The sequence below is a fragment of the Streptococcus sanguinis genome (genome assembly GCF_020729725.1).
Classification (GTDB): domain Bacteria; phylum Bacillota; class Bacilli; order Lactobacillales; family Streptococcaceae; genus Streptococcus; species Streptococcus sanguinis_V.
In genome coordinates this window covers 682,111-708,270 of sequence record NZ_JAJEPA010000005.1, presented here as the reverse complement: position 1 = coordinate 708,270, position 26,160 = coordinate 682,111, and the positions used below count along the sequence as shown (strand labels likewise).

Below are 26,160 nucleotides of genomic sequence, written 5' to 3'. Positions count from 1 at the left end.
GACACGATTGTGCCAGCCTCGTTTTCTTTATTCAAATACCCGATAAACGTAAGGATTGTCCGGTTTTTCTACCTTATCAAAGCTTTCAACTTCTAGAGTTGGCAGGCTTTGCCCCAAACTTTTATGGTAGTGCATGGTAATTTTTCCCTTGGCATGAATCCAGGTATTATTCTCGAAATGCTGGGTATTTCCAGTCGTCAAGAGGCCATAGACACCTGAGTCGGCGATACAATGGATAATACCGAAGCGAAAAAGAAATTGGCTCTTCTGGTCGCTGGGGTCATTGTAGACAAAGCCGGTGAACTCCAGCGTTTTGCCTACAAACTCGTCGGGATAATCATAGATGACCTCCATGATTTCCATGTAGTTCTCAGTTGTGACCTGAATGGTATCTTGCTTGACATATTTCTTGGCGGCTGCCCGCATTTCTTTTTCGTAAGCCCCTTTGGTAAAGTAGGTGCTGGTATCCGGCTTTAGGTATTGGCTGGTTGTGCCTTCGTCCTGCTGAATAGCAGTTGAAGTTCCCTCAGCCAGCGGGAAATGAAATCCTTTAGCCGAAACTGTTGTCGAATCCAAGGTAACAGTTGGAAAGAAAATTCCCACAAAAAGTGGAATGACAAGGAGCAGCACGCTACCTAACTTGGCCCAGCGAGTGTTTAAATGACTGTGGACCTCCATCCTCTTCATCCAGATGATAAGCTGCACAACTGCTAAGACAAAGGACAGAATCATAGATAGATAGGCCAGATAGGAGTAGTGGAGATTGATATATTGGTTGAGCTTGCCTGTCAGCTGCAGATACATGGTAATCTCAAAGTAGCCGACTAAGATTAAAAATCGAATCATAGCACTACCCCCACAAGCCAAGAGTAAAGAAAGACGACGACGGTAACCAGGCTGATAAATTGCCAGATAAAGCGCGTCTTAAAGTAGTTTTTCATCATCAGCAGATTCTTGACATCTAGCATAGGCCCAATGACCAAGAAAGCTAAGACTGGCGATAAGCCGAAACTAGCAATCAAGGAGCTTCCAATGAAAGCATCAGCTTCACTGCAAAGTGAGAGCAGGAAGGACAGCAGCATGAGCAGAAGAATAGCAACAGCTGGTGTTGAGCTGATGGAGGTCAGGATTCTGGTTGGCACATAGACCTGGACTAGGCTGGCAAAGAGACAGCCAAAAACCAGATAACGACCTGTATCGAAAAATTCGTCAATGGCCTGCACAAAGACCTGAAAAAGCTTTTGTCCCTTACTGAGATGTGAAAAGTCATGTTCATGGACTGCTTTGCGATTTTCTTTTTGAATATTGCTATCCGCAAAGAAGCCCAGAAAAATCCCTAAAAGAATAGCCACGACCATAGAACCTAAAGCACGAAGCAGAGCCATTCGGAGGGAATTTCCAAAGGCTGAGTAGGTCGCAAAGAGCACGATGGGGTTGATGACTGGAGCCGTTACCAGAAAGGGCACAGCCGTGTAACTGGGAACTTTCTTTTCTAGAAACCGATTTATAATGGGGACGATCCCGCACTCGCAAGAGGGGAAGACAAAACCAACCAAGCTTCCAAAGAAAATCCGAGTCCATTTGTTCTTGGGCAGGAAACGATAAACCTTGTCTGGCGTGACATACACCTCGATAAAGCCAGAAATGATACTTCCGATTAAGACAAAAGGCAGGGCCTCAATGATAATGGAGAGAAAAATGGCACCAGCTTGCAGGACACTGGCCGGTAGCTGAGAGAAGAAGTTCATTCTTTCTTATCCTTCTCATTTTTAGATTTTTTCTTGTCTTCCTCAGGGAACTCTACCTTTTCCATCTTGGGCAGGGTCGCAAATTCCTCGAACATTTTGTCCAAATCATCTGATCTAGTAAATTTAACAGCCATAAAGGCACCTCATTTCTAAAATAATAATTCTATTATACTACCAATTATCAAAAAATGAAATTTTGAGACATAAGAGACCCTTTGTCGTTAATTTACCCTAAATTTTTTTGTACAAATAGTACTAAATAGTTCTAAAATAGCCTATCTTTCAAAGCACTTGTGATATAATAGGATTGTTATGGAAAATATAAATATTGAAAAAATTGCCCAGAAATTGGGCCTTAAAGAAAGCCAAGTATCACAGGTTCTAGATCTGACCGCTGAGGGAAATACAATTCCTTTTATTGCTCGTTACCGTAAGGAAATGACAGGAAATCTGGATGAGGTCGAAATTAAGGCAATCATTGACTTAGATAAGAGCATGACTGCCTTGGCAGAGCGTAAAGCGACGGTCTTAGCTAAGATTGAGGAGCAGGGCAAACTAACGAATGCTCTTTGCTCTGAGATTGAGGCTGCTGAGAAGCTGGCTGATGTGGAAGAACTTTATCTGCCTTATAAGGAGAAGCGCCGTACCAAGGCTACTATTGCTCGTGAAGCAGGTCTCTTTCCTTTGGCCCGCTTCATCCTACAGGATGCGGCTAACTTGCAGGAAGAGGCAGAGAAACTTACTAGTGAAGCCTTTCCAACAGCAGAAGCTGCTCTAGCTGGAGCAGTGGATATTCTGACTGAAGCAATTTCCGAAGATACTAAGCTGCGGGCTTGGACCTACCATGAGATGCAGACCAATTCTTCTATCGTATCCAGTCTCAAAGACGGTGATTTGGATGAAAAGCAGATCTTCCAAATTTATTATGATTTTTCTGAAAAAGTAGCGACTATGCAAGGCTACAGGACTCTGGCTCTTAATCGTGGTGAGAAGCTAGGTATTCTCAAGGTTGGTTTTGAGCACAATCTCGAGAAGATCCTGCGCTTCTTTGAAGTACGCTTCAAGGTGAAAAATGTCTATATTATCGAAGCTGTCCAGCAAGCAGTTAAAAAGAAAATCATTCCAGCCATGGAGCGTCGTATTCGGACCGAGCTGACTGAGACCGCTGAAGATGGTGCGATTCAGCTCTTCTCAGATAATCTCCGTCACCTCCTCCTGATTGCTCCTCTCAAAGGTCGCGTAGTACTGGGCTTTGACCCAGCCTTTCGGACAGGAGCCAAGCTGGCTGTTGTTGATGCGACAGGCAAGATGCTGGCGACTCATGTTATTTATCCAGTAGCGCCAGCAAAGCCAGCTCAGATTGAAGCTTCTAAGAAAGAGTTGTCAGAGCTGATTGAGCAGTTTGGCGTGGAAATCATTGCCATCGGAAACGGAACTGCCAGCCGGGAAAGCGAAGCTTTTGTAGCGGAAGTTTTGAAATCTCATCCGAATGTCAGCTATGTTATTGTCAATGAGAGCGGAGCATCTGTCTACTCTGCTAGTGAACTGGCTCGTCATGAGTTTCCAGATTTGACCGTTGAAAAGCGCTCAGCTATTTCCATAGCCCGCCGTCTGCAGGATCCATTGGCTGAGCTGGTCAAGATTGATCCTAAGTCTATCGGAGTTGGTCAGTACCAGCATGATGTCAGCCAGAAAAAGCTGTCTGAAAGTCTGGACTTTGTCGTTGATACCGTAGTTAACCAAGTCGGGGTCAATATCAACACCGCTAGTCCTGCCCTACTGGCCCATGTAGCTGGTCTTAATAAAACTATCTCAGAAAATATTGTCAAGTACCGAGAAACCGAAGGTTTGATTCGGTCTCGCGAAGCCATCAAGAAAGTGCCGCGTTTGGGCGCAAAGGCTTTTGAACAGGCAGCCGGCTTCCTGCGTATTCCCGAAAGTGATAACTTGCTGGATAATACAGGCGTCCACCCAGAGTCTTATAAGGCTGTGGAGGAGCTCTTTAAGCGTCTGGAAATCAGCAGTTTGGATGAAGTTGCCCAAGCTAAGTTAAAAGCTGTTCAGACTGCTAGTTTGGCTGCAGAGCTAGGCTTGGGAGAAGAAACCCTCAAAGATATTATTGCGGATTTGCTCAAGCCTGGCCGTGATTTGCGAGATTCCTTCGACGCGCCAGTTTTGCGGCAGGATGTCTTGGATATCAAGGACCTGCGCATCGGTCAAAAGCTGGAAGGGGTCGTCCGCAATGTCGTCGATTTCGGAGCCTTTGTGGATATCGGTATCCACGAAGACGGTCTTATTCATATCTCCAAGCTGAGCACAGACTATATTAAGCATCCTAGTCAGCTCCTATCTGTTGGTGATTTGGTCACAGTCTGGGTGGATAAGCTAGATGTGGAGCGGGAGAAGGTTAACCTCTCTCTGATAGCACCAAATGAATCTAACTAACTATGTCAAGCAGGTTTCGGTTGAAGATTTTGGCTGGGAATTCCGCCACCAAGCTTATTGGAACAAGCGCCTCCGCACTACAGGAGGACGCTTCTTTCCAAAAGATGGTCATCTAGATTTCAACCCAAAAATCTATGAAACTTTTGGGCTGGAGACCTTCCGAAAAATTGTTCGCCATGAGCTGGCTCACTATCACCTCTATTATCAAGGCAAAGGTTACCGCCATGGGGATCGAGATTTTAAAGAACTGCTCAAGCGAGTTGATGGTCTGCGCTACGCTCCCGCGTTGTCCAACTCGCAATCTTTTCTCGTCTATGAATGCCTGAGCTGCGGAGCACTTATCCGTCGCAGACGCAGAGTCAATCTTCAAAAATACCGTTGTGGACGCTGTATGGGCAAGCTCCGTTTGTCAGAGAAAGCTTGATAGATTAGCAAGAGAGTTCCTTGAAGAACTCTCTTTTTTCAAAAGAATGAATTTTCTAAGGCACAATCAGCCTTTGGCCCGATTGTTTTCTTATAAAATATGGTAGAATAAAGTAAATATGATCATTGAGGTCTCTATCATGAACGTGAAATTCTATAAGTTGAAAAAGAATCGACTGATTTCCGGTGTCTTGTCCGGTCTGTGTGATAAATTTGATTTTGATCTGAGCCTGGTGCGCTTCCTCTTTATTATCTTTACTGTGGTCAATTTCGGCTTGGGAATTCTCATCTATATCCTGCTGGCTATGGTTATGCCCTATAAAGAAGACATAGAAGAAGAAATGTATGGAACTGGTCCACGCAAACGAAAAGAAGCAGAAGCTATCGAAGACGATAAAGACGGCTGGTTTTGGTAATTCTTAATAAAATAGAAAATTTCGGGATGCACTCCCGATTTTTTACTTGAAGTAGGGAATGTTTTAGTAAGACATTTCTATGCCGTGATTTATTTTCTGCTTGCTTCTTTTAGAAAAAATCTAAAAGAAGACGTCTAGAAAACCAGGTAAATTGACACTTAAAAACATCACCAAAATATTAGCAATTTATTCAAGGAGGAAATATGACAGAAGTTTGGAATGCCTATGACTTAAATCGAAATCAACTCCCTCATCTCCTGGTTCGAGGAGAAAAAATTCCTGAAGGACAGTTTCATCTCTGTGTTAATGTCTTGGTTCGCCATCAGGATGGTGATATTCTCTTTATGCGGCGGTCAGCCAATAAAAGTCTCTATCCTGGCTACTATGAGTTCGGAGCGGGAGGCAGTGTGCTGGCAGGAGAGGATAGTCAGACAGCTGCCCTGCGCGAATTAGAAGAAGAAACTGGTCTGGTTCCTGACAGCATCAGACTTTTGGAGCAGGTGTGCTCTGTCAAAGAACAGTGCCATTTCGACTATTTTGAAGTGGTTGCCTCTGAAAGAGGTCCCAGATTTTGTAGAAAACCATCCATGTTTTAATAACCAAAAGAAAATTCTCAGCAGCCTGATCGATTGATATCTCGGCTGTTTTTTATTTTTACTAAAAGTTGATTTAAATCAAAATATTTTTTCGTTCTAAAATCAATCTTAAAGATTCTTTTGAGGTAAAAATTTGCTATAATAGAAGCAGACAAATTTGAAGGGAGAAGACAATGTCAGTAAAGGTCAAAGACCTCTTAAAAATGTCTCGTCTGTCTCAGGAGTACGGTGATAAAGTATTACTGGAAAAAGAAATTAAAACTTCAGATATTTCTCGGCCTGGACTTGAAATGACTGGATATTTTGATTTTTATACACCCGAGCGGATACAGCTGATTGGGATGAAAGAGTGGTCTTATCTGATGAAGATGAGCTCTCATAATCGCCATCAAGTACTGCTGAAAATGTTCCAGCCTGAGACGCCGGTGGTTATCATTGCTCGAAATTTAGAGATTCCTAAAGAAATGATTGATGCGGCTGATGAGAAGCAGGTTGCTATTCTTAGAAGCAAAGCCTCTACTAGCCGCTTGTCTGGAGAAATTTCCAGTTATCTTGATTCTCGGCTGGCTGAGAGAACCAGTGTTCATGGGGTTCTGATGGATATCTATGGCATGGGTGTTCTCATCCAAGGGGACAGTGGAATTGGTAAAAGTGAGACAGGACTTGAATTGGTTAAGCGTGGCCATCGTTTAGTTGCGGATGACCGAGTGGATATCTATGCCAAGGATGAAGTGACCCTTTGGGGAGAGCCGGCTGAAATCCTGCGCCACCTATTGGAAATTCGTGGTGTTGGTATCATCGATGTCATGAGTTTATACGGAGCCAGTGCAGTCAAAGATTCTTCTCAAGTTCAGATAGCTGTCTATTTGGAGAATTACGACACTCAAAAAACTTTTGACCGTCTAGGTAATGATACAGAGGAGCTGGAGGTTGCCGGTGTTAGAATTCCACGTATTCGGATTCCTGTAAAGACTGGTCGCAATATCTCAGTCGTGATTGAGGCTGCAGCGATGAACTATCGAGCTAAGCAAATGGGCTATGATGCTACTAAGATCTTTGAAGAGCGCCTCACCGATTTAATTAGCCGGAATGAGGTGAAACATGATTGATCCAGTAGCTATCCAACTTGGTCCTATCAGTATTCGCTGGTATGCCATCTGTATTGTCACAGGCTTAGTATTAGCCGTTTATCTTGCCATGAAAGAGGCTCCGCGTCGGAAGATTATTCCTGATGATATTTTGGATTTTATCCTAGTAGCTTTTCCTGTAGCCATCGTTGGTGCCCGACTTTATTACGTGGCTTTTGAATGGGATTATTACGGTAAGAATCTGATAAAAATCATTGATTTTTGGAATGGCGGAATAGCAGGTATTGCCATTTACGGCGGGCTGATAGCTGGTGCCATTGTTCTCTACTTTTTCTGTCGGAGAAGGCTGATTCACCCAGTCGATTTTCTAGATATTGCAGCACCAAGTGTGATGATTGCCCAGAGTATTGGTCGCTGGGGAAATTTTGCCAACCATGAGGCCTATGGTGCGGCAGTTAAGAGTTTAGACTACCTGCCTAGCTTTATTCGTGAGAATATGTATATCGAAGGCAGTTACAGACAGCCGACTTTCCTCTATGAATCTGTATGGAACCTAATTGGTTTTATCTTGATTATTGTTCTCCGCCGTCGGCCTAAGTTGCTGAGACAGGGAGAAATCGCCGCCTTCTATCTGATTTGGTATGGATTTGGTCGGATGATCATTGAGGGAATGCGGACGGACAGCCTCATGTTTGCTGGCCTGCGTGTTTCCCAATGGCTGTCGCTGATTCTTATTTTTGTCGGAATCGGCATCATCATTTACCAAAGAAAAAAGAAAGCCCCTTATTACCAAGAATAAGAAATAATAGATCCGCTGACTCTTTTATAAGAGATGTCAGTGATGAAAGGAGAGAAATATGATAATTGAAATTGCTTATGCTTTACTGGCAGTTGCCCTTATTATCTTCGTGATTTACTTGACGATAACAGTCAAAAATCTGGGCGAGAAAGCTGGTAAGATGCTAGATGAAACAGAAAATACCATTAAGGTCTTGACTTCTGATGTCAACGTGACCCTTCACCAAACCAATGATTTGCTGGCCAAGGTCAATGTCTTAACTGACGACATCAATCAAAAAGTCGCAACTATTGATCCTTTGTTTACAGCTGTAGCGGACCTGTCTGAGTCTGTTTCAGATTTAAACGTTCAGGCGCGCACGCTGAGTAAAAAAGCTGTGTCTGTTGGCAAGGGATCTGTCAAGACAACAGCTGGTTTGTCTGCTTTGCGTTTTGCTTCAAAATTGTTTAAAAAATAAGAAAGAAGGTCTATTATGGGAAAATTTTCATCACTGTTATTGGGCGCCGTTACAGGTGCAGCTGCTGCCTATTTTCTGACCAGTAAGAAAGGAAAGGAAACGACAGATAAGGTTCGGGACTTTGTTAAGGAATACCAAGAAAATCCTGATGATATCCACGAAGCTGTCGTTCAGTCTGCTAAAGACTTTTCAAATCAAGCTGTCAGCGCAATTCAACAAACCAAGGAAAAGGTTGAGAAAGGCGAGATTACAACTGAAACTGTCATCGAATCTGTCAAAGAAACGACAAAATCAGTCGTTGACTACTCACAAGATAAGTTTAATGAAATCAAAGAAAAATTTGATAAAGAAGAAAGCAGCTTTGCTGAGGAAGAACCGGTAATCTTCGAAGAAGAAGAGGAACCTTCAGAAGAAATCATCATTGACTTCGGAGCAGAAATGACAGAAGGTCAAGATGAAAAGGCTGTTGAAACAGACAGTCAAGAAGAAAAATAAAACAAAGAAGATTAGCAAAATTGCTAGTCTTCTTTGTTTGCAAGAACGAAAAAAAGAACCGAGGACTTAAAGCGTCGTCGGTTTTTCTTATATTTTTATTTTAAAATCGTAGAATCACAAGGTTGGTTTATTTGCTAGTTTGGCGTTTCTTTGCGAACAGGCGATAAGATTGAATGCTAATCAAGCTAGAAGCAATGGCCAAAGTGAAGGACATAAATGTATTCATTTTTAAACTCAAAAATACAAAGCTAAACAAAACTGTCAAGACACAGAAAACAGCAATATTTAAGAAGAAAAAGAGTTCACTTAATCTTGGTGATGTTTCTGCTTCAGGTAGGTATTCTTGATAGAGTGGTGTTTGTTCAGATTCAATTTCTTGATAGTAGTAGTCAGTTGGGTCATCATATTGTTGGTATTTTCTTACGTGCATAATTCTCTCTCCTTACAGTACCCTCTAATTCTACCATTTTTTTGCAGTTTTAAATATTACAAAAGGATTACAAAACGAATAAATTCGAATGAAAAACCACTCCTTTATATTTTTTTGCTATAATGGTTGTATGAAAAAGATAATTATTACAGCAACAGCTGAAAGTATAGAACAAGTTGAAGAACTTTTGGAGGCAAATGTCGATCGAATTTATGTCGGTGAGAAAAATTATGGCCTTCGTTTGCCTCATAATTTTAGTTTAGACGAATTAACTCGAATTTCTGACTTAGTTCACCAAGCAGGAAAAGAGTTGACCGTTGCGGTGAACGCGCTCATGCATCAGGAAATGATGGATAATATCAAGCCCTATCTTGATTTTCTCCAGGAAATTGGGGCAGATTATATTACCGTTGGGGATGCTGGTGTTTTCTATGTGCTGCAGCGAGATGGCTACAAATTAAAAACCATTTACGACGCATCGACCATGGTTACCAGTAGCCGTCAGATTAACTTTTGGGCTAAGAACGCAGGAGTTTCAGAAGCTGTCCTAGCGCGTGAGATTCCTTCTGCTGAGCTTTTTAAGATGCCAGAAATTCTGGAAATTCCTGCTGAAGTCTTGGTCTATGGGGCTAGTGTCATCCATCACTCCAAGCGTCCTCTTTTGCAGAATTATTATAATTTCACTCATATCGATGATGAAAAGACACGGGAGCGAGACCTCTTTCTGGCGGAACCAAGCGATCCGCAGAGTCATTACTCGATTTTTGAGGACAATCATGGTACTCATATTTTTGCCAATAATGACTTGGATTTGATGACCAAGCTGATAGAGTTGGTTGACCATGGCTTCTGCAACTGGAAGTTGGAAGGTCTCTACACACCTGGTCACAACTTTGTTGAGATTGCTAAGATTTTTGTAGAGGCGAGAGATTTGATTGAAGCAGGCAAGTTTAGCTCAGATCAAGCCTTTGTGCTGGATGAGGCGATTCATAAACTGCATCCGAAAAATCGTTTTCTCGATACAGGATTTTATGACTATGATCCCGATATGGTAAAATAAATTTAGAAACGAGAACTCTTTTTAGGAGTTCTTTTTTGAAAACAAAAATAAGCTTGATAAAGCAGGAGTAAAAAATAGATGTTTCAAACTATTTTTTGAATTAATTCGAAAAATCTAAAAATTAGAATTGTGAAAATAATTCAAAGAACCTTGCTTTTAGGTGTAAATTACTATAAAATAATAAGGATTAGACATCAACACTTTTATATTGCAAATAGGAGAAAATGATGGCAAGAAAGTTGAAACGACCAGAGGTGTTATCACCTGCTGGTACTTTGGAAAAGCTAAAAGTAGCTGTTCGATATGGAGCAGATGCTGTTTTTATTGGCGGACAGGCCTATGGTCTGCGCAGTCGGGCTGGGAACTTTACCTTTGAACAGATGGAAGAAGGGGTTCAGTTTGCGGCTAGTTATGGAGCTAAGGTCTATGTTGCGGCCAATATGGTCATGCATGAGGGCAATGAAGAGGGAGCTGGTGAGTGGTTCCGCCGTTTGCGAGATATCGGGATTGCGGCTGTCATTGTTTCTGATCCAGCTTTGATTGCTATTGCAGCATCAGAAGCACCTGGTCTAGAAATCCACCTGTCGACTCAGGCCAGTGCGACCAACTATGAAACGCTTGAGTTCTGGAAAAATCTAGGACTGACTCGCGTTGTCCTAGCTCGCGAAGTTTCTATGGCTGAACTGGCAGAAATTCGCCGACGGACTGATGTTGAAATAGAAGCCTTTGTTCATGGAGCAATGTGTATTTCCTACTCTGGACGTTGTACATTATCCAACCACATGAGTATGCGCGATGCCAATCGTGGTGGCTGCTCACAATCCTGCCGTTGGAAATACGATCTCTACGACATGCCTTTCGGACAAGAACGTAAGAGTTTGAAGGGGGAAGTTCCAGAAGAATTTTCTATGTCCGCAGTTGATATGTCCATGATTGATCGCATACCAGATATGATTGAAAATGGAGTGGATAGCTTGAAGATTGAGGGACGGATGAAGTCTATTCATTACGTTTCTACGGTGACTAACTGCTATAAAGCAGCTGTAAATGCTTATCTAGAAAGTCCTGAAAAGTTTGAAGCTATCAAGCAGGACTTGGTCGATGAGATGTGGAAGGTTGCTCAACGTGAATTGGCCACAGGATTTTACTATCATACTCCAACAGAGAATGAGCAGCTTTTCGGAGCGCGACGCAAGATTCCAGAATACAAATTTGTAGCAGAAGTAGTAGCCTATGACGCAGACAGTCAGACAGCGACTATTCGTCAGCGCAATGTTATTCACGAAGGGGATCAGGTTGAATTTTACGGACCGGGCTTCCGTCATTTTGAAACCTTTATCGCAGACCTTCGTGATGCTGATGGTAACAAAATTGATCGGGCTCCTAATCCGATGGAGCTTCTGACCATTCACTTGGAGCAGCCCGTAGAGGCTGGCGATATGGTGCGGGCTCGAAAGGAAGGCTTGATTAATCTTTATAAGGAAGATGGCACTAGTGTGACCGTCCGAGCTTAATCTTATATTCATAGGTGGCTTTTTAATCTAAAAGCCATCTTTATGAATAGAGGTTATCAGAGAGGAAGTAGCATGATTCAGGTTTACGGAGATATTCTTGATGAGGAGACTCGCTGCCAGCATTATCATAGTGAGAAAGATATCGTAGCTCTTAAGTGCTTTGCTTGTCAGAAATACTATCCTTGCTTTCTCTGTCATGACCGCTACGAAGATCATGTTTTTCTGGCCTATCCTGTGAGTCGGTCAGAAGATCGAGTAGTTCTTTGTGGTCATTGCAGGACGGAGCTGACTATTTCTCAGTATCTTGGCTGTGAGGATGCTTGTCCTATCTGCGCTCATCCTTTTAATCCAGGATGCAAGAATCATCGTTCTATTTATTTTCAGACAAACAAATAACTCTTCCATCCAACTGGATGGAAGAGTTATCTTTTGAAACGACGGTTGGTGATGCGAATGTCTTTCTTTTGGGCTTCACGGATATTATTGGGTACGAGACTGATTCGCTTTATGTCCTGCACGCGGATAATAGTGGTCATACTTTTCTTGAAATTCTTGATAATCAGCTGCAGGCGCTCGCGATCGTATTTAACAATATCGCCAGTGAAGCTTTTATCTAGAAAGATAACGTGGACACCAGATTGTTTTCGCAGAGCTAGCTCGATGGTACGCAGAATGCGGCCGCTGTCCTCTGGTCCTTGTTCATTCTTTTTACCACTGATAAATTCGTTGGCTCTTTGTAAAATCATTTCGAGATATTTTTTCATAGCTAAAATCTCCATAACTTGTTACAATATATTATATAACAAAATTCCCTAAATTGTAAATTCTTTTACGAATTATTAGTTGGAAAATAAAACAAGAGGTGAAATATGGCAGAATTTACATTCGAAATCGAAGAAAAACTTCTGGTCCTATCTGAAAATGACAAGGGCTGGACCAAGGAGCTTAATCGCGTTAGCTTTAATGGAGCACCAGCTAAGTATGATATTCGGACTTGGAGTCCAGACCACAGCAAAATGGGCAAGGGAATTACACTTTCCAATGAAGAATTCCAGGTTCTCGTGGATGCATTTAAAAACTGCTAGAGAAAGCTCTATCAGTTTTTCTATTTCTCTGAAAAGTAGGGATGAAATTTCAGACTCTTAAAAATAGGGATGCTGATCATGGTGATGGAAACCATTTTTAGCAAGTCAGGCAGGATAAAAGGAGTTAGGCCAACCGCAACTGACTTAGAGAAATCAAGCCCTCCCAAGAAATGCAGTCCTAGGATACCACCGACAAAGACGAGAGCATCACCCAATACATTGGCTATAAAAATCATATAGAAAGGACTGTCCTTATGGGTCAGACTGGATGTTACAAGGGCAAAGAGTAAGTAGAACCAGAGATAGCCGGCGCTAGGGCCAAAGAGAGCCTGGAAACCACCGCTTCCTCCAGCAAAGACTGGTAGGCCAATAGCTCCCAGCAGCAGATAAATAAAGACCGACAGAACCGCTTCGCGTGGTTTAAAAATCGTTGCAATCAAACCGACAGCAAAAGTCTGCAGCGTGATGGGAACGGGACCAATGGAAATAGTTAATTGGGATAGGACAGCTAGGAAGGCAGCTCCGATAGCTGGGAGGGCAAGAAGAAAAGCTTTGTTCTTGTTCATAAATAGTAAACCTCTTTTTGATTTTATGGTAACTATTTTAAAAGCTAAATAAAAAAAAGTCAAGTCCTTCTTAATCGGACGAGACAATTATACAGACAGATTCTTATTTTCGTTTCTTGCTTCTGACGAGCAAGACGAAGAAGGCGATAAGACCAAAAATATTAAAGAAAAGGATGCCCAAGGCTGCAAGAAGCTTTTTCGTTTTACTCATCTGTTTCCCTCGTTTCTGGATTGCTTTGTTCTATCATATCAAAATTTTCAATGCTTGAATAGGTTTCATTAGAAAAAATAGCTATAGCTTTAAACTATATTATTTTCAATAAAAAAGGATTATCTAAAAGAACTGTAAAGAATTGCAGCAGCACACTTTGATTGATATAATAATGCAATAGTAAATAAGAGTTTTTGCTAGAGGTGTGGGTGCGTAATCAACATCTTCCCAAAGCAAGACTGACTAGATTGGAGAAGGCTATGACAGATTTATTAAAAATTTATCAGGAACTACTGGAGAAAAAATGGGTTAACTTGTCCCATCAGATCAAGGAAGATAGTCCGCATTTTCCAGCTCTGCCTGCCTTGGAGAAGAAGGATATTTTCACTTTGAAAGACGGTTTTCATGTTCAGCAGTTTTCTGTAGTTGGCCAGTACGGGACTCATATTGATGCTCCGATTCACTTTGTGGAGGGCGGTCGCTGGTTGGAAGAGATTGAGCTAAAAGATCTTTTCCTGCCTTTGGTAGTTATTGATAAGTCTAAGGAAGTAGCAGAGAATCCAGACTTTATTCTGGGCAAGCAGGATATTTTAGATTTTGAATCGGAGCACGGGCAGATTGAGCCAGGAACGTTTGTTGCTTTTCGCTCAGACTGGTCCAAGCGTTGGCCGAGTCAATCAGCTATGCGCAATCTGGATGATCAGGAGATTCAGCATACTCCTGGGTGGGGACGGGATGCTCTAGAGTTCCTTATCCATGAGCGTGGTGTTAAGGCGGTAGGTCACGAAACCTTTGATACAGATGCGGGTATTCCTACAGCAGAGCATGGATTGCTTAATGAATACTATCTTTTGGAGCAGGACATTTATCAGCTAGAAGTTATGACCAATCTGGATCAGCTGCCGGCTAAGGGTGCTCTCATCTCGATTAGTTTTCCCAACTGGCATCAAGCCAGCGGTTCACCAGTTAGAGCTGTAGCTATTTTACCATAAAGAAAAAGGAGTCTGAGATTTCATTTCAGGCTCCTTGTCGTCTATAAAAATTAGCAAGTAAAGCATGTTTTTCATAATCTTTAGAAATTCTTTAATATTTCTTGATGGATATTTGATAATTATCTTTTAAAATAGTGATGTAGAAGTTTATGGTCTGAAAAAATCTGACTTTCTTTCATTAAGTGGATATTTCAAAGGGATATCAAATGAACCTGAAATAGCTAAAATTTACAATCTTACAAAAATGTAAGAATTGTCAGTAAAATGAAAGATTAGGTTATGGAACGGTCATCATCTTTATTATAAAATGGTAGCAGAAGTCAAAAAGAGGCTGGAATACCAAACCTCTTCTGATTTTGAATTTTTTATCGCATGGTCACGAATTCTTCGGAACCTGTCGGGTGAATAGCAACTGTAGCATCAAAGTCAGCCTTGGTAGCGCCCATCTTGATAGCAACAGCGAAACCTTGAATCATCTCGTCTACTCCATAGCCAATGCCGTGCAGGCCAACGACCTTTTCATCCTCACCAGCTGTGATGAGCTTGAACTTAGCTTGTTGGCGGTGCTGGGTGACAGCTGAATACATGGATGTGAAGCTAGATGTGTAAACGTGGATATTTTCAGCTCCGTAAGTCTTAACAGCCTCTACCTCAGTTAGGCCGACTGTCCCAATAGCAGGATGGGAGAAGACAACAGTTGGAATAGTTGAGTAGTCCATCTTAGCATTTGTTTTGCCATTGAAAAGACGCTCAGACAGGGTTCGTCCAGCCTTGATAGCAACAGGAGTTAATTCTTTTTCACCTGTTACATCGCCTAGAGCATAGATACCTGGAACCACAGTGTTTTGGTACTCATCTACAGCTATGAAGCCACGTTCATTGAGAGTGACGCCAGCTGCTTCTAGATTGAGGTCTTGAACATTTGGCTTACGACCGATTGCCCAGATAACATGCTGGGCTGTGTGACTGCTGCCATCTTCAAAGTAGAGCTTGAGCTGACCATCAGGCAGTTTTTCCAGCTTTTGTGGAATCTTATGGGTATGAAGCTGGAGTCCAGAGTTTTCCATTTCTTGGAGCAGTCCGTCAATCAGATAACTGTCAAAGTTGCGCAGTGGTCGATCCTTACGGACAAAAAGGTCTGTTTTGACTCCCAGAGCATGGAGCACGCCAGCTAGTTCAACAGCTATATAGCCTGCTCCGACAATAGCCACAGATTCAGGTAATTCTTCCCAAGCGAAGACATCGTCAGAATTCTCTCCGTAGCCTGCGCCAGGGATATTGGGGATAGCTGCATGAGCACCCGTCGCGATGACAATGTGCTTGGCACGAATAAGTTCACCGTTGACTTGGACAGTGTTTGCATCTACAAAGCGGGCACGGCCTTCGATCAGCTCAACCCCATTCCGCTTGAAGCTACCATCGTAGGACGAACGTGCTCGGTCAATATAAGCTTCGCGATTTTTCCGAAGGGTAGCAAAATCAAAAGCCTGATTATCAGAGGTAAAGCCGTAGTCTGGTCCATAATGCTGAATAGCTTCAGCGATTTGAGCACCATACCACATAATCTTCTTTGGGACACAGCCGACATTGACACAGGTACCACCCAGTTTCTTTTCTTCAATAACGGCAACCTTGGCACCATATTCGCCGGCCCGATTCATGGTAGCAATTCCCCCGCTGCCACCGCCAATAGCAATCATATCAAATTCTTTCATTTTGTCAGAATCTCCTTCTATTATATGAGGTAATTGTACCTTTTTTAGCAGGTGAATGCAAAAATCTGCTACGGATTTAAGTGGAGTGACTATCTGAGATAAAATAGCAACCATTTGTGAAAAACTGTAAATTTTTTTAGAAGAATTATGATAGCCTTGTGATATAATATAACAAAAGAAAATCGTTTTCATCAAGAGGAGGAAAAGAGATGAAAAAGTTAAAGAAATGGCAATTATTTAGCATTATTGGAGCTACGATTGCAGTTGTTGCAGGAGCAATTCTCTTCATGTTTTTAAATGGAGGGAATCCTTCTGAGGCACCGGTCGATACGACTCCGCTGATTCAGAAGGCCAAGGAAGGCTCAGTGGCTTCTTCAGTCTTACTGACAGGCAATGTTACAGCCAGCAATGAGCAGTATATCTACTATGACAGCACTAAGGGTGACTTGGAAAATGTACTGGTCAATGTCGGTGACCAAGTGACTGCTGGTCAAGCATTGGTTACTTATAAAAGTGCAGAGGCTCAGGCTGCTTATGATGCAGCTGCTCGGGCGGTGAGCAAAGCCGATCGTCAATTGCATGACTTGCAAACCAATGGTGTGACTGTAAATACTACTGGCGATGAAGAAGCAGATGGGGCGTCTGAAGCTCAGGCTCAGCGTTCTGTAGAGTCTCAGGCAGCTGACCTGCGCGATGCTCGAGCTGATGCAGTTGATAATATGAACAAAGCACAAGCTACTCTCAATGCCTTAACAGTAACCAGCACAGCAGATGGTACGGTCGTAGAAGTCAACCGCGATGTTTCAAAATCAACAACTGGTGCCACTCAAACCTTGGTTCATATCGTCAGCAATGGGAATCTGCAAATTAAGGGAGAATTGTCCGAATACAACCTGGCTAACTTGTCTGTCGGTCAAGAAGTGACCATTACATCAAAGGTTTACCCAGATAAGAAATGGACTGGTAAAATCAGCTACATTTCCAACTATCCGAAAGACGGCCAGCAGGCAGCAGCTCAGCCATCTGGAACTGGTGGTAGCGGAACAGCTTCAGGTTCTAAATATCCATTTACAATTGACATTACCAGCGAGATTGGTGAGCTCAAGCAAGGTTTCTCTGTCAACATTGAAGTTAAAAACAATACTCAGGGACTCATTGTACCAGTCAGCAGTGTGGTAATGGACGGGGACAAGAACTATGTTTGGGTCCTGGAAAAAGGAGTTGCCAAGAAGACAGAAGTGACGCTCGGAAATGCTGATGCTGAAAATCAAGAAATCTCATCTGGTTTGACAAAGGATAGTAAAGTTATCATCAATCCGACAGATAGCTTGAAAGACGGTCAAGAGGTGAAATCTTATGAAGAAGCTAATTGAGTTAAAAAATATTAATAAGAGCTATCGCAATGGAGACCAGGAACTGCAGGTATTAAGAGATATCAGTCTGGAGGTTGAAGAGGGCGAGTTTGTTGCTATCATGGGACCGTCTGGATCTGGTAAGTCTACTCTGATGAATATCATTGGGATGCTGGATCGTCCGACCACTGGTGAATATCATCTGGGAAGCGAAGAAGTCGCAAAGCTAGGTGATAAGAAGCTGGCCAAGGTTCGAAATAAGCAAATCGGCTTTGTCTTCCAGCAGTTCTTTCTCTTGTCTAAGCTTAATGCCTTGCAAAATGTGGAGCTGCCCTTGATCTATGCAGGTGTCGGTCTGTCTAAGCGCAAGTCCTTGGCCGAGCAGTTTCTGACCAAGGTGGAGCTAGACACGCGGATGCATCACCTGCCTTCAGAGCTTTCCGGAGGACAGAAGCAGCGGGTTGCCATTGCGCGTGCTTTGGTCAATAATCCTTCTCTGATTCTGGCTGACGAACCAACAGGAGCCTTGGATACCAAGACTGGTGAGCAGATTATGGAGCTCTTAACTGAGCTCAATCGAGAAGGGAAAACCATTATCATGGTAACTCACGAGCCTGAGATTGCGGCCTATGCCAAACGGCAAATTGTCATTCGTGACGGTGTCATCTCATCTGATAGCGCTAAGGAAGGAGGACTAGTCTAATGCAAAACTGGAAATTTGCCATTAGCTCCATTCTTGGACACAAGATGCGGTCTTTCCTGACCATGATTGGGATTATTATCGGAGTGGCTTCGGTTGTGGTTATAATGGCCTTAGGAGATTCCATTACCCGACGGGTCAATGAGAGTTTTACCAAAAGTCAGAAAAACATGCGTCTCGTCTTTTCTCCTAAAAAGAGCAAGGATGGCTCCTATACACAAACGGCTGATCTCTATTCTGTAAATGTGGAAGATGAAAGCGAAGAAGTGGTGGAACCACCCAAGGCTCAGGAAGCATGGGTTAAGGAATTGACCCATATCAAGGGAGTGGACGGCTACTATGTGACCAACTCAGCTATGGAAACCTTTAGCTACGAAAATAAGCAGGCTGAGCGCGTCAACTTTGTCGGTGCAAACATGACCTATATTCAGGTGAAAAAATACAAAATAATTGCTGGTCGCGCTCTGAGGCAGCAAGACTATCAAGGCTTTGCCAGTGTTGTGCTGCTGGACGAAGATCTGGCTGCGAACCTCTTTTCTTCCGCTGAAGAGGCAATCAATAAAATTGTGACAGTGGGTGCAAGTAACTATCGGGTGATTGGGGTTTATAGAGATCCTGAAACTGCTGCTGCATCTGGCTCCATGCAGGTCTATGGTGGTAATGCCATTACGACCAATACTCTTATAGCTGCAAACTTTGGAGTAGATGAAATTTCAGAGATTGTTCTCCGAGTGAATGATACCAGCTTGGTCCCAGAACTTGGCCCTAAGGTTGCCAAGAAATTAACAGAAATTGCTGGTCTCCAACAGGGCGAATATCAAGTGACAGATGATAGTGCTCTCTATCAGGAAGTGCAAAATATTTATGGTGCTATGACAGGTGTTATCGGAGCCATTGCCGGAATCTCTCTCTTTGTTGGTGGTATCGGCGTTATGAATATCATGCTGGTATCGGTCACTGAGCGGACTCGTGAAATCGGTCTGCGAAAAGCTCTGGGAGCAACACGTGGCAACATACTGATGCAATTTTTGATTGAGTCTATGATTTTGACACTGATTGGTGGTTTGATTGGACTGGTTCTAGCTGCAGGACTTGCGTCTGTACTGGGCTCGGCTATGAGTCAAATGCTGGAAGGAACTCCAGTGACAGTATCACTCACAGTCAGCATCATTAGTCTTCTTTTTTCAGCGACTATCGGTGTTCTCTTCGGTATCCTACCGGCCAACAAGGCCTCTAAACTAGATCCAATTGAAGCACTGAGATATGAATAATACAACAAAAAGTCTGGTTTCCCAGACTTTTTTGTGATGTAAAAATCCTGCTGGAATTTCAGCAGGATTTGTTTTCTTAATATCCTATAAAATACAGATTATTTCATCGTTGGGAAAAGCAAGACATCACGAATGGTAGTCACGTCTGTTAGTAACATAACCAGCCGGTCGATACCGATTCCTAGACCTCCAGTTGGTGGCATACCGTATTCCAGAGCTTCGACAAAGTCATAGTCAATGCCAGTTGCTTCGTCATCCCCCAGTTCTTTGGCTTTTGCCTGTGCTTCAAAACGAGATAATTGATCGATTGGATCGTTCAACTCTGTGAAGGCGTTGGCATACTCTTTGGTCATGATGAAGAGCTCGAAACGGTCCGTGAAGCGTGGATCTTCTGGATTTTTCTTAGCCAGAGGTGATACTGCTACAGGGTGACCGTAGACAAAGGTTGGCTGAATCAAGGTTTCTTCCACAAATTCTTCAAAGAAAGCATTGATAACATGGCCAACTTCGGTGAAGTGCTTTTCAAGCGGAACTTTCTTTTCCTGAGCCAAGGCAGTAGCTTCTTCAAAACTCATATCTTGCCAGAAATCAACTCCAGTAATTTCCTTGATGGCGTCAACCATGTGAACGCGTTTAAATGGTTCATTGATCTTGATTTCAGTTCCTTGGTAGTTGACTGGTCCATCTCCATTTACAGAGACAGCAGCATGTTGGATAATACCTTCAGTCAAGTCCATGATATCTTGGAAATCTGCATAGGCTTGGTAAACCTCGATGGAAGTGAACTCTGGATTGTGAGTTGCGTCCATTCCTTCGTTACGGAAGATACGGCCAATCTCATAAACTCGCTCCATACCGCCAACGATAAGACGTTTAAGGTGAAGCTCGGTTGCAATCCGCAGTACCATGTCAATATTTTGGGCATTGTGGTGGGTGATAAATGGACGGGCAGCAGCACCGCCTGCCTCATTGTGGAGAACAGGAGTTTCAACTTCAAGGAAGCCTTGTCCATCCAAGTAACGACGGATTTCTGAGATGATTTTTGAACGAGTGACAAAGCGTTCAAAGCTTTCGCGGTTGGAAATTAAATCCAAATAACGCTTGCGGTAGATGGTTTCGACATCTGTCAGGCCGTGGAATTTTTCAGGTAGGGGACGCAGAGCCTTAGACAAATGAGTAAGGTGGGTTGCCTTGATAGAAAGCTCCCCCATATCCGTCCGCATAATCTCACCTTCGATACCGAGGAAATCCCCTAAGTCCGCCTTTTTGAAGATTTCATAATTTTCTTCACCAACAGCATCTTTACGCACATAAATCTGGATTTGGCCTTCACGGTCTTGGATGTGAGCAAAGCCAACCTTTCCTTTGCCGCGCTTGGTCATGAGACGGCCAGCGATAATAGCTGTTTCATTGAGCTCGTTTAATTCTTCTTTATCTTTATCGTTGTATTTTTCTTTTAGTTGAGCAGAGTTAGCAGTCCGCTCAAAGCGTTTGCCAAAAGGGTCAATTCCCTGCTCAGCCAGCGCAGCCATTTTTTCACGGCGGATAATCTGCTGGTCGTTTAATTCCTCAATATGTTCAGTAGTCATGTTTTTCCTCCAAAAGTTTTCCTACCTATTTTATCACAAAAGATAGGGAAATTCATCTATATTTGGCTATAAAGTAAGAAAAAAAGCTAGAAATCCAGCTTTAATTTTCTGCCTTTTTAAGTAAGTAATCCGTATTATTCCAAGTGATCAGCTCAAAATTCTCAAAGTCTTTTGTTTCAAGAATGGTGATACTGGCATTGGTCAGACCGCCATTCTTGCGCAGGAGAGGTGTGTCATAGCCCAGCATGGTTCGGATGCTGGCGGTTAAGTTGGCTCCGTGCCCGACAATGAGCACTTGTTCATAGTTCTTGTCCTTTAAGGTCTTGATAAAGGAAATGGTCCGGTGGGTTGTATGATAAACCGACTCAGCGTCAAAAAAAGTATGATTAAATTGCGAAAGGTTGTGGCGGAAGGCAGCCATCTGATGTGGATAGATGGCTTCAATGGTAGAAATTTTTGCGCCTTCTAGTTTTCCCAACTGCCATTCTCGCAGTTCAGGTACTGATACGATTTCAGTCGGAAACTGGCTTTCTTCTTGAATAATCTCAGCAGAGCGAATGGCGCGTGGGAGGTCGCTGCTGAAAATTTTTCCAAATTGTGTCTGAGCCAGATGTTTTCCTAGGGTATGCAGTTCTTCAACGGCGGTTGGCAGCAGTGGCGAATCACCGCTGGCTCCCTGAAAGCGGCCTTCCTGATTCCATTCCGTTCTTCCGTGTCGGACAAAGTATAATTTCATAGTGGTTGATTGTTTCTTTCTTATTAGGGTTTATTGAGAATATTAGGTGCAGTATTGAAGAGTTATGAGCTAGAATTCTCCTTGAGGTCTGCAAAGTCAGCTTGAACAAAATCCGCCAAATCTTGAGCTTTGATTTCGATACTGCGGCCGACTTCGCCAGCAGACACGATGATGCTGTCTCGCTCTAGAGCTGACTGGTCAATATAGATTGGAAAGTTGTGCTTTTGCCGGATACCGACAGGATTATTGGCTCCGTGGATATAGCCCGTTGTCTTTTCCAAGTCTTTCTGAGGAATCATACTAACCTTTTTATTACCAGAAATCTTGGCCATTTTCTTTTCGGACAGATGCTCTGTGATAGGCAAGATACCGATTAGTGTGCCAGTCTTGTCTCCTGTCAAGGCCAAGGTTTTATAAATCTGCGAACGGTCCAAACCATCGGCTGGGTGTTCTGCTAAGGCATTTAGCTGCAGACCTTTATGTTCAATCTTAGCCTTGCTTAAAATTTGCTCGACCAGAGTTTTTTTGATTTTTGTTTTTTTAGCCATTAGTATATCTCTCTTCTAATTGTGACATCCAGAGACCCAACCAGGTTCCCAGACCGAAGAAAAAGGCTGCAAGGACAAGTGTCAATACAGAAACTCCATGATAGCTTATGCTTTCACTGTTTCCTGCTTGTGGCACTACAATGAGAAGTGTACTGGATAGGACGATGCCAATGATAAAGTGATAGACACGAGAGTAGTAGTTTTTCAAAATATGATCCATGAGCTTAGAGAAGAGAATCAGTGCTAAGGCACCACCGATTCCAATTGGAAGAAAGGTGCCCAAGAGATCCAGTTTGCGAAATCCATTCAGCATAGGGGCATAGAGTCCTAAAATCAGGAGAAGGTTGGACGGACTAAGTCCGGGAATTAAAATGCCCAGTGCAATCAAAGCTCCAGCTAAGATGAAAGAGAGAAAGTTGGCTGGCAAGGTGCCGACCATCCCATTTAGGGAATAAAGAAAGATTCCTGAAAGGATGAGGCTGACCCAGAAAACGAGAATATCAACCCGATCACGCTCACTTTTAGCGACAGACTCTTTAATGAGGCTGGGAACAGTTCCAATAATGGCTCCCGCAAATCCCCAGAGGACAATCACTTTGTAGTTGTCCAGCAGCAGATTGACAGGATAGGAGAAAGCGGCAATTCCTAAAATCATTCCGATTCCAACTGGTATGAAATAGAGAACATTTTCGACGAAGTTTTCCTTTAAATGGGCTAAAAAATGAATCAAGCGTTCATAAATACCTAAGATAGCTGCTAAAACACCGCCTGAAACTCCTGGCAAAATAAAGCCAAGTGCAATGACCATTCCTTTGAAAATTCTATTCAACCAAGAAATCATTGTATTTTCCTTTTCTAATTTCATTTATCAAATCATTATATCATAAAATATAGGCTTTATTAAGAGGAAACGACTGGAAATTTCCTATTTTATGACAATAAAAAACGACAGCAGTCTTTGAGACTTGAGCTGTCGTTCTGAGCTATTGACTTTCTTTAGGAACTGTAAATAGCTTTTGATAAGTAGCTGCCTGGTCTTTCAAGGTTGACAGCTGGTTCAAATCAAGATAATGAGAGAAACCAGTCAGTTGACCTTGTGATGTGTACTGGTGCAAGTCGTAATCTTGCTCAGTATTTGGTGCGGCATTATAGTAGCCGTCGTCATTACCATAAGTCGGAATCCAAATTGCTGTGAACTTGTCAGTAGAGATGCTATGCTCCTCCATAAAATAAGTTCCAATATAGATACCAATATTTTTAACACCAAGTGACTCTAGCTTGGCTCTGAAAGCCTCAACTCCCGCATTCATGTCAGACATGGTCTTTTCTTCCACGTCTAGCCAATAATAGGTTGGATGGTACTTGGCAGAAGCCTTGTAGAAACTTTCAGCTTCTTTTTCCATTTCCTTTTTGCTATTGGCGGCCACATAGGCATAGACAGCAACAGGGATGTTGCGCTTTTGAAATTCTTTGATATGTCTTTCATAAGACTTGTCCAGACCATTCAGGTGGGTTGCTGCATTTTCTTTTTTGGCCTGCGCTCCACTATGAACACGGACAATTACTCCTGAAACATTCTGTGCGAGTAAGTCGTAATTAATCTCACTTGGCAACTGCCAGCCAGAAATGTCAATGATTGGTCTGGAAATAAACTCTTCATCTAAGGACGAATCGTCCGATGGTTCCTCTTTTTTTGAGGAACTTGGAGTCTGTTTAGTTTGTGAAATTTTTGCCTGTGCTTGCTTTTCCTGAGAGTCAGTAATTTGCTTGCTTATCAAAATAAAAATGATAAAAGAAGCAAAGAAAATTAGGATTGCAAGCGGTTTAATCCTCTTCCTCATACTGGTTTATTTTAACTTAAAACAAATAAAAAAGCAAAAAATATCCCCAGAATTGCTAGAAAATGAATAAAATGTAATATAATTGAAATATTATAAAGCAAAAACAAGACATTTTGAAAGCTCAAAATGTCTTGTTTTTTTAAAAGAGCTTAGCTAAGCTGTGGACGGTGAGTTGCCGTTGGATAAATCATTTTGCTTTTTCTTACCTTTTATAATAGCTTTTGAATGAGCTCTTCAATCTTTTTGGGAGAAGTTTGCGGAGAGAAACGTTTGACAACTTTGCCATCTCGACTGACCAGAAGCTTTGTGAAGTTCCATTTGATTTTCTCGCCCAACAGACCTCCCTTTTCTTTTTTGAGCCAGTCAAAGAGAGGAGCAGTATGAGGACCGTTGACATCAATCTTAGCAAATCGAGGAAAGCTCGTTCCGTAGTTAAGGTTGCAAAAGTTGTTGATTTCTGCAGCGTCTCCAGGTGCCTGCTGGCCAAACTGATTGCAGGGGAAATCTAGGATTTCAAATCCGTCTTTCTGATAGCGCTCATAGAGTTCCTGCAGTTCTTGATACTGAGGAGTGAAGCCGCAGCCGGTCGCTGTATTGACAATCAGCAGAATCTTTCCTTTATAATCACTCATTTTTTGCAGACTTCCGTCTTGTTTTTTAATTTCAATATCATAAATGTCTGTCATCTTATACTCCTTTGTTTGCTTCCTATCTTATCACAATTTTATGTAAAAGAGAGAAAGCAAGACCTTATTGTTCAAGTCTCTGCACTAATGCTTTTTTTTCAATCCAAAAGGTGGTATAATGAGAATTGAATTTTTAGAAGTTTAATGGTGAAATATGAAAATTGACAAGAAGCACTTGTTGAATTATTCCATCTTGATTCCCTATTTGATTTTATCTGTTTTGGGATTGATTGTGGTCTATTCAACGACGAGTCCTACCTCGATTCAGGCCGGAGGAAATGGTTTTGGCATGGTCTTGAATCAGGGGATTTTTTGGGTAATAAGTCTCTTTATAATTGCGCTCCTGTATAGAATCCGCTTGGGTTTCTTAAAAAAAGGAAGTATCCTGACTATAGTTATCTTTGCTGAGATTATCCTTTTGCTTTTATCTCGTTTTATAACGGGGACTATTAACGGCGCCCATGGTTGGCTGAGGCTTGGAGCTTTCAGTATTCAGCCTGCGGAGTATTTGAAGATTATTCTGGTCTGGTATCTAGCTTTTCGCTTCACTAAGAGGCAGGAGGAGATAAAGGTTTATGATTATCAAGCTCTGACTCACAACCATTGGTTTCCTAAAGCCTTTAACGACTGGCGGACCATGGTGGCTATTCTGATTGGGATTGTAGCGATTATGCCTGACCTTGGAAATGCGACTATTCTATTTTTGACCGTCGTAATAATGATAGCTGTCAGCGGGATTGGCTATCGATGGTTTTCTACGATGCTGGGAGCCATTGTCAGTGTTTCGGGATTGGTTCTGGCGAGCATTTGGTTGATTGGGGTTGAGCGCGTGGCCAAGATTCCAGTCTTTGGGTATGTGGCCAAGCGTTTCAGTGCTTTCTTCAATCCCTTCAAGGACCTGTCTGGCTCAGGCCACCAATTGGCTAATTCCTACTATGCTATGAGTAATGGCGGCTGGTTTGGTCTAGGCTTGGGGAACTCTATTGAGAAGCGCGGTTATCTGCCGGAAGCTCATACGGACTTTGTTTTTTCTATCGTGATAGAAGAGTTTGGTTTCTTTGGTGCCAGTCTGATTTTGGCCTTACTCTTTTTCCTGATTCTGAGAATTATCTTGGTAGGGATTCGGGCAAAGAATCCATTTAACTCCATGATGGCCTTGGGAATTGGCGGTATGATACTCATGCAGACCTTCATCAATATCGGTGGAATATCAGGTCTCATTCCGTCTACAGGAGTAACCTTCCCCTTCCTATCGCAAGGAGGGAACAGTCTTCTGGTCTTGTCAGTAGCCATCGCCTTGGTACTTAATATTGATGCCAACGAGCGCCGTGATGCCCTCTATGAACAGATGGAAGCGGAGGCGCAAGACCAGTCTGAGGAAGCTTAAACGCAGTTCG

At 42.6% G+C, this 26,160-nt stretch carries 29 protein-coding genes and 1 pseudogene; 17 read left to right on the top strand and 13 right to left on the bottom strand.

Features of this window, described 5'->3' with window-relative positions; translation table 11 throughout:
- Positions 1–27 precede the first annotated feature (27 nt).
- From K4I03_RS03455 to K4I03_RS03445, 3 genes are read right to left on the bottom strand one after another with little or no spacing between them, the layout of a single operon-like run.
- Entirely contained in the window at positions 28–846 is an 819-nt protein-coding gene (locus K4I03_RS03455; RefSeq protein ID WP_227963741.1) for a TIGR03943 family putative permease subunit, read from the bottom strand.
- Positions 843–1,748 carry a permease gene (locus K4I03_RS03450; RefSeq protein ID WP_002897212.1) on the bottom strand — a complete coding sequence of 302 codons (906 nt, stop codon included), beginning with the start codon at positions 1,746–1,748 and terminating at the stop codon, positions 843–845. Before K4I03_RS03450 ends, K4I03_RS03455 begins: the two co-directional genes overlap by 4 nt.
- Positions 1,745–1,882, bottom strand: a complete 138-nt coding sequence (locus tag K4I03_RS03445; RefSeq protein WP_002897213.1) for an SPJ_0845 family protein — start codon at positions 1,880–1,882, stop codon at positions 1,745–1,747. The genes K4I03_RS03450 and K4I03_RS03445 overlap by 4 nt, the downstream gene beginning before the upstream one ends.
- 178 nt (positions 1,883–2,060) lie before the next feature.
- Here K4I03_RS03445 and K4I03_RS03440 point away from each other — a divergent pair, with 178 nt between their 5' ends.
- From K4I03_RS03440 to K4I03_RS03405, 8 genes and pseudogenes are all read left to right on the top strand, one after another.
- The gene (locus K4I03_RS03440) at positions 2,061–4,193 is read left to right on the top strand and encodes a Tex family protein (protein ID WP_227963740.1); all 2,133 of its coding nucleotides are present in this window, start codon (positions 2,061–2,063) and stop codon (positions 4,191–4,193) included.
- A complete protein-coding gene (locus K4I03_RS03435) occupies positions 4,180–4,617 on the top strand; it encodes a SprT family protein (RefSeq protein WP_227963739.1) in 438 nt (145 codons plus the stop codon). Before K4I03_RS03440 ends, K4I03_RS03435 begins: the two co-directional genes overlap by 14 nt.
- Positions 4,618–4,756: 139 nt before the next feature.
- Positions 4,757–5,032 carry a PspC domain-containing protein gene (locus tag K4I03_RS03430; protein ID WP_032907817.1) on the top strand — a complete coding sequence of 92 codons (276 nt, stop codon included), beginning with the start codon at positions 4,757–4,759 and terminating at the stop codon, positions 5,030–5,032.
- Between the two features lie 203 nt (positions 5,033–5,235).
- Positions 5,236–5,665: pseudogene (locus tag K4I03_RS03425) on the top strand (NUDIX hydrolase).
- Between the two features lie 136 nt (positions 5,666–5,801).
- Positions 5,802–6,737, top strand: a complete 936-nt coding sequence (gene hprK, locus K4I03_RS03420; RefSeq protein WP_002894971.1) for an HPr(Ser) kinase/phosphatase — start codon at positions 5,802–5,804, stop codon at positions 6,735–6,737.
- The gene (gene lgt, locus K4I03_RS03415; protein WP_002894973.1) at positions 6,730–7,515 is read left to right on the top strand and encodes a prolipoprotein diacylglyceryl transferase; all 786 of its coding nucleotides are present in this window, start codon (positions 6,730–6,732) and stop codon (positions 7,513–7,515) included. The genes hprK and lgt overlap by 8 nt, the downstream gene beginning before the upstream one ends.
- 58 nt (positions 7,516–7,573) lie before the next feature.
- Positions 7,574–7,972, top strand: a complete 399-nt coding sequence (locus tag K4I03_RS03410) for a DUF948 domain-containing protein (protein WP_002894975.1) — start codon at positions 7,574–7,576, stop codon at positions 7,970–7,972.
- 15 nt (positions 7,973–7,987) lie between these two features.
- The gene (locus K4I03_RS03405; protein ID WP_227963738.1) at positions 7,988–8,467 is read left to right on the top strand and encodes a YtxH domain-containing protein; all 480 of its coding nucleotides are present in this window, start codon (positions 7,988–7,990) and stop codon (positions 8,465–8,467) included.
- A 127-nt stretch (positions 8,468–8,594) separates the two neighbouring features.
- On the opposite strand, the gene K4I03_RS03400 is transcribed toward K4I03_RS03405, so the two are convergent.
- Positions 8,595–8,897: a DUF3270 family protein gene (locus K4I03_RS03400; protein ID WP_002894977.1), complete on the bottom strand. Its 303-nt coding sequence runs from the start codon at positions 8,895–8,897 to the stop codon at positions 8,595–8,597.
- Positions 8,898–9,027: 130 nt separating this feature from the next.
- On the opposite strand from K4I03_RS03400, the gene K4I03_RS03395 reads away from it, so the two are divergent.
- The 3 genes from K4I03_RS03395 (at position 9,028) to K4I03_RS03385 (ending at position 11,867) form a co-directional block, all read left to right on the top strand.
- Positions 9,028–9,957: a peptidase U32 family protein gene (locus tag K4I03_RS03395; protein WP_049553350.1), complete on the top strand. Its 930-nt coding sequence runs from the start codon at positions 9,028–9,030 to the stop codon at positions 9,955–9,957.
- 227 nt (positions 9,958–10,184) lie between these two features.
- The gene (locus tag K4I03_RS03390; protein WP_227963737.1) at positions 10,185–11,471 is read left to right on the top strand and encodes a peptidase U32 family protein; all 1,287 of its coding nucleotides are present in this window, start codon (positions 10,185–10,187) and stop codon (positions 11,469–11,471) included.
- A 72-nt stretch (positions 11,472–11,543) separates the two neighbouring features.
- Entirely contained in the window at positions 11,544–11,867 is a 324-nt protein-coding gene (locus tag K4I03_RS03385) for a CHY zinc finger protein (protein ID WP_227963736.1), read from the top strand.
- Positions 11,868–11,893: 26 nt separating this feature from the next.
- Here the strand turns inward: K4I03_RS03385 and K4I03_RS03380 are convergent, their stop codons facing one another.
- Positions 11,894–12,250: a hypothetical protein gene (locus tag K4I03_RS03380; RefSeq protein ID WP_002899965.1), complete on the bottom strand. Its 357-nt coding sequence runs from the start codon at positions 12,248–12,250 to the stop codon at positions 11,894–11,896.
- 90 nt (positions 12,251–12,340) lie between these two features.
- On the opposite strand from K4I03_RS03380, the gene K4I03_RS03375 reads away from it, so the two are divergent.
- Entirely contained in the window at positions 12,341–12,556 is a 216-nt protein-coding gene (locus tag K4I03_RS03375) for a YdbC family protein (RefSeq protein WP_227963735.1), read from the top strand.
- A gap of 20 nt (positions 12,557–12,576) precedes the next feature.
- Here K4I03_RS03375 and K4I03_RS03370 read toward each other — a convergent pair whose 3' ends face one another.
- Positions 12,577–13,122 (bottom strand): biotin transporter BioY, encoded by a 546-nt coding sequence (locus K4I03_RS03370; RefSeq protein ID WP_227963734.1) that lies wholly within the window; start codon positions 13,120–13,122, stop codon positions 12,577–12,579.
- Between the two features lie 471 nt (positions 13,123–13,593).
- Here K4I03_RS03370 and K4I03_RS03365 point away from each other — a divergent pair, with 471 nt between their 5' ends.
- Positions 13,594–14,325 carry a cyclase family protein gene (locus K4I03_RS03365; RefSeq protein ID WP_227963733.1) on the top strand — a complete coding sequence of 244 codons (732 nt, stop codon included), beginning with the start codon at positions 13,594–13,596 and terminating at the stop codon, positions 14,323–14,325.
- Between the two features lie 365 nt (positions 14,326–14,690).
- Here K4I03_RS03365 and gorA read toward each other — a convergent pair whose 3' ends face one another.
- A complete protein-coding gene (gene gorA / locus K4I03_RS03360) occupies positions 14,691–16,040 on the bottom strand; it encodes a glutathione-disulfide reductase (RefSeq protein ID WP_227963732.1) in 1,350 nt (449 codons plus the stop codon).
- 209 nt (positions 16,041–16,249) lie between these two features.
- Here gorA and K4I03_RS03355 point away from each other — a divergent pair, with 209 nt between their 5' ends.
- From K4I03_RS03355 to K4I03_RS03345, 3 genes are read left to right on the top strand one after another with little or no spacing between them, the layout of a single operon-like run.
- Positions 16,250–17,413 (top strand): efflux RND transporter periplasmic adaptor subunit, encoded by a 1,164-nt coding sequence (locus tag K4I03_RS03355; RefSeq protein ID WP_227963731.1) that lies wholly within the window; start codon positions 16,250–16,252, stop codon positions 17,411–17,413.
- The gene (locus K4I03_RS03350; RefSeq protein WP_227963730.1) at positions 17,397–18,095 is read left to right on the top strand and encodes an ABC transporter ATP-binding protein; all 699 of its coding nucleotides are present in this window, start codon (positions 17,397–17,399) and stop codon (positions 18,093–18,095) included. The genes K4I03_RS03355 and K4I03_RS03350 overlap by 17 nt, the downstream gene beginning before the upstream one ends.
- Positions 18,095–19,363, top strand: coding sequence for an ABC transporter permease (locus tag K4I03_RS03345; RefSeq protein ID WP_002903133.1), 1,269 nt, complete (start codon positions 18,095–18,097; stop codon positions 19,361–19,363). Before K4I03_RS03350 ends, K4I03_RS03345 begins: the two co-directional genes overlap by 1 nt.
- A 98-nt stretch (positions 19,364–19,461) precedes the next feature.
- Here K4I03_RS03345 and lysS read toward each other — a convergent pair whose 3' ends face one another.
- The 6 genes from lysS to K4I03_RS03315 form a co-directional block, all read right to left on the bottom strand.
- Positions 19,462–20,952 carry a lysine--tRNA ligase gene (lysS, locus tag K4I03_RS03340; RefSeq protein WP_111675579.1) on the bottom strand — a complete coding sequence of 497 codons (1,491 nt, stop codon included), beginning with the start codon at positions 20,950–20,952 and terminating at the stop codon, positions 19,462–19,464.
- 100 nt (positions 20,953–21,052) lie between these two features.
- The gene (locus K4I03_RS03335) at positions 21,053–21,688 is read right to left on the bottom strand and encodes a histidine phosphatase family protein (RefSeq protein ID WP_227963729.1); all 636 of its coding nucleotides are present in this window, start codon (positions 21,686–21,688) and stop codon (positions 21,053–21,055) included.
- A gap of 62 nt (positions 21,689–21,750) precedes the next feature.
- Positions 21,751–22,236 carry an aminoacyl-tRNA deacylase gene (locus K4I03_RS03330; RefSeq protein WP_223322461.1) on the bottom strand — a complete coding sequence of 162 codons (486 nt, stop codon included), beginning with the start codon at positions 22,234–22,236 and terminating at the stop codon, positions 21,751–21,753.
- Complete coding sequence (locus K4I03_RS03325) at positions 22,229–23,077, bottom strand: DUF368 domain-containing protein (RefSeq protein WP_032908757.1); 849 nt, start codon at positions 23,075–23,077, stop codon at positions 22,229–22,231. Before K4I03_RS03325 ends, K4I03_RS03330 begins: the two co-directional genes overlap by 8 nt.
- 142 nt (positions 23,078–23,219) lie before the next feature.
- Complete coding sequence (locus tag K4I03_RS03320) at positions 23,220–24,077, bottom strand: glycoside hydrolase family 25 protein (protein WP_227963728.1); 858 nt, start codon at positions 24,075–24,077, stop codon at positions 23,220–23,222.
- Positions 24,078–24,286: 209 nt separating this feature from the next.
- The gene (locus K4I03_RS03315) at positions 24,287–24,763 is read right to left on the bottom strand and encodes a glutathione peroxidase (protein ID WP_227963727.1); all 477 of its coding nucleotides are present in this window, start codon (positions 24,761–24,763) and stop codon (positions 24,287–24,289) included.
- 154 nt (positions 24,764–24,917) lie between these two features.
- Here K4I03_RS03315 and ftsW point away from each other — a divergent pair, with 154 nt between their 5' ends.
- Positions 24,918–26,150, top strand: a complete 1,233-nt coding sequence (ftsW, locus tag K4I03_RS03310; protein WP_227963726.1) for a cell division peptidoglycan polymerase FtsW — start codon at positions 24,918–24,920, stop codon at positions 26,148–26,150.
- Positions 26,151–26,160: the final 10 nt, after the last annotated feature.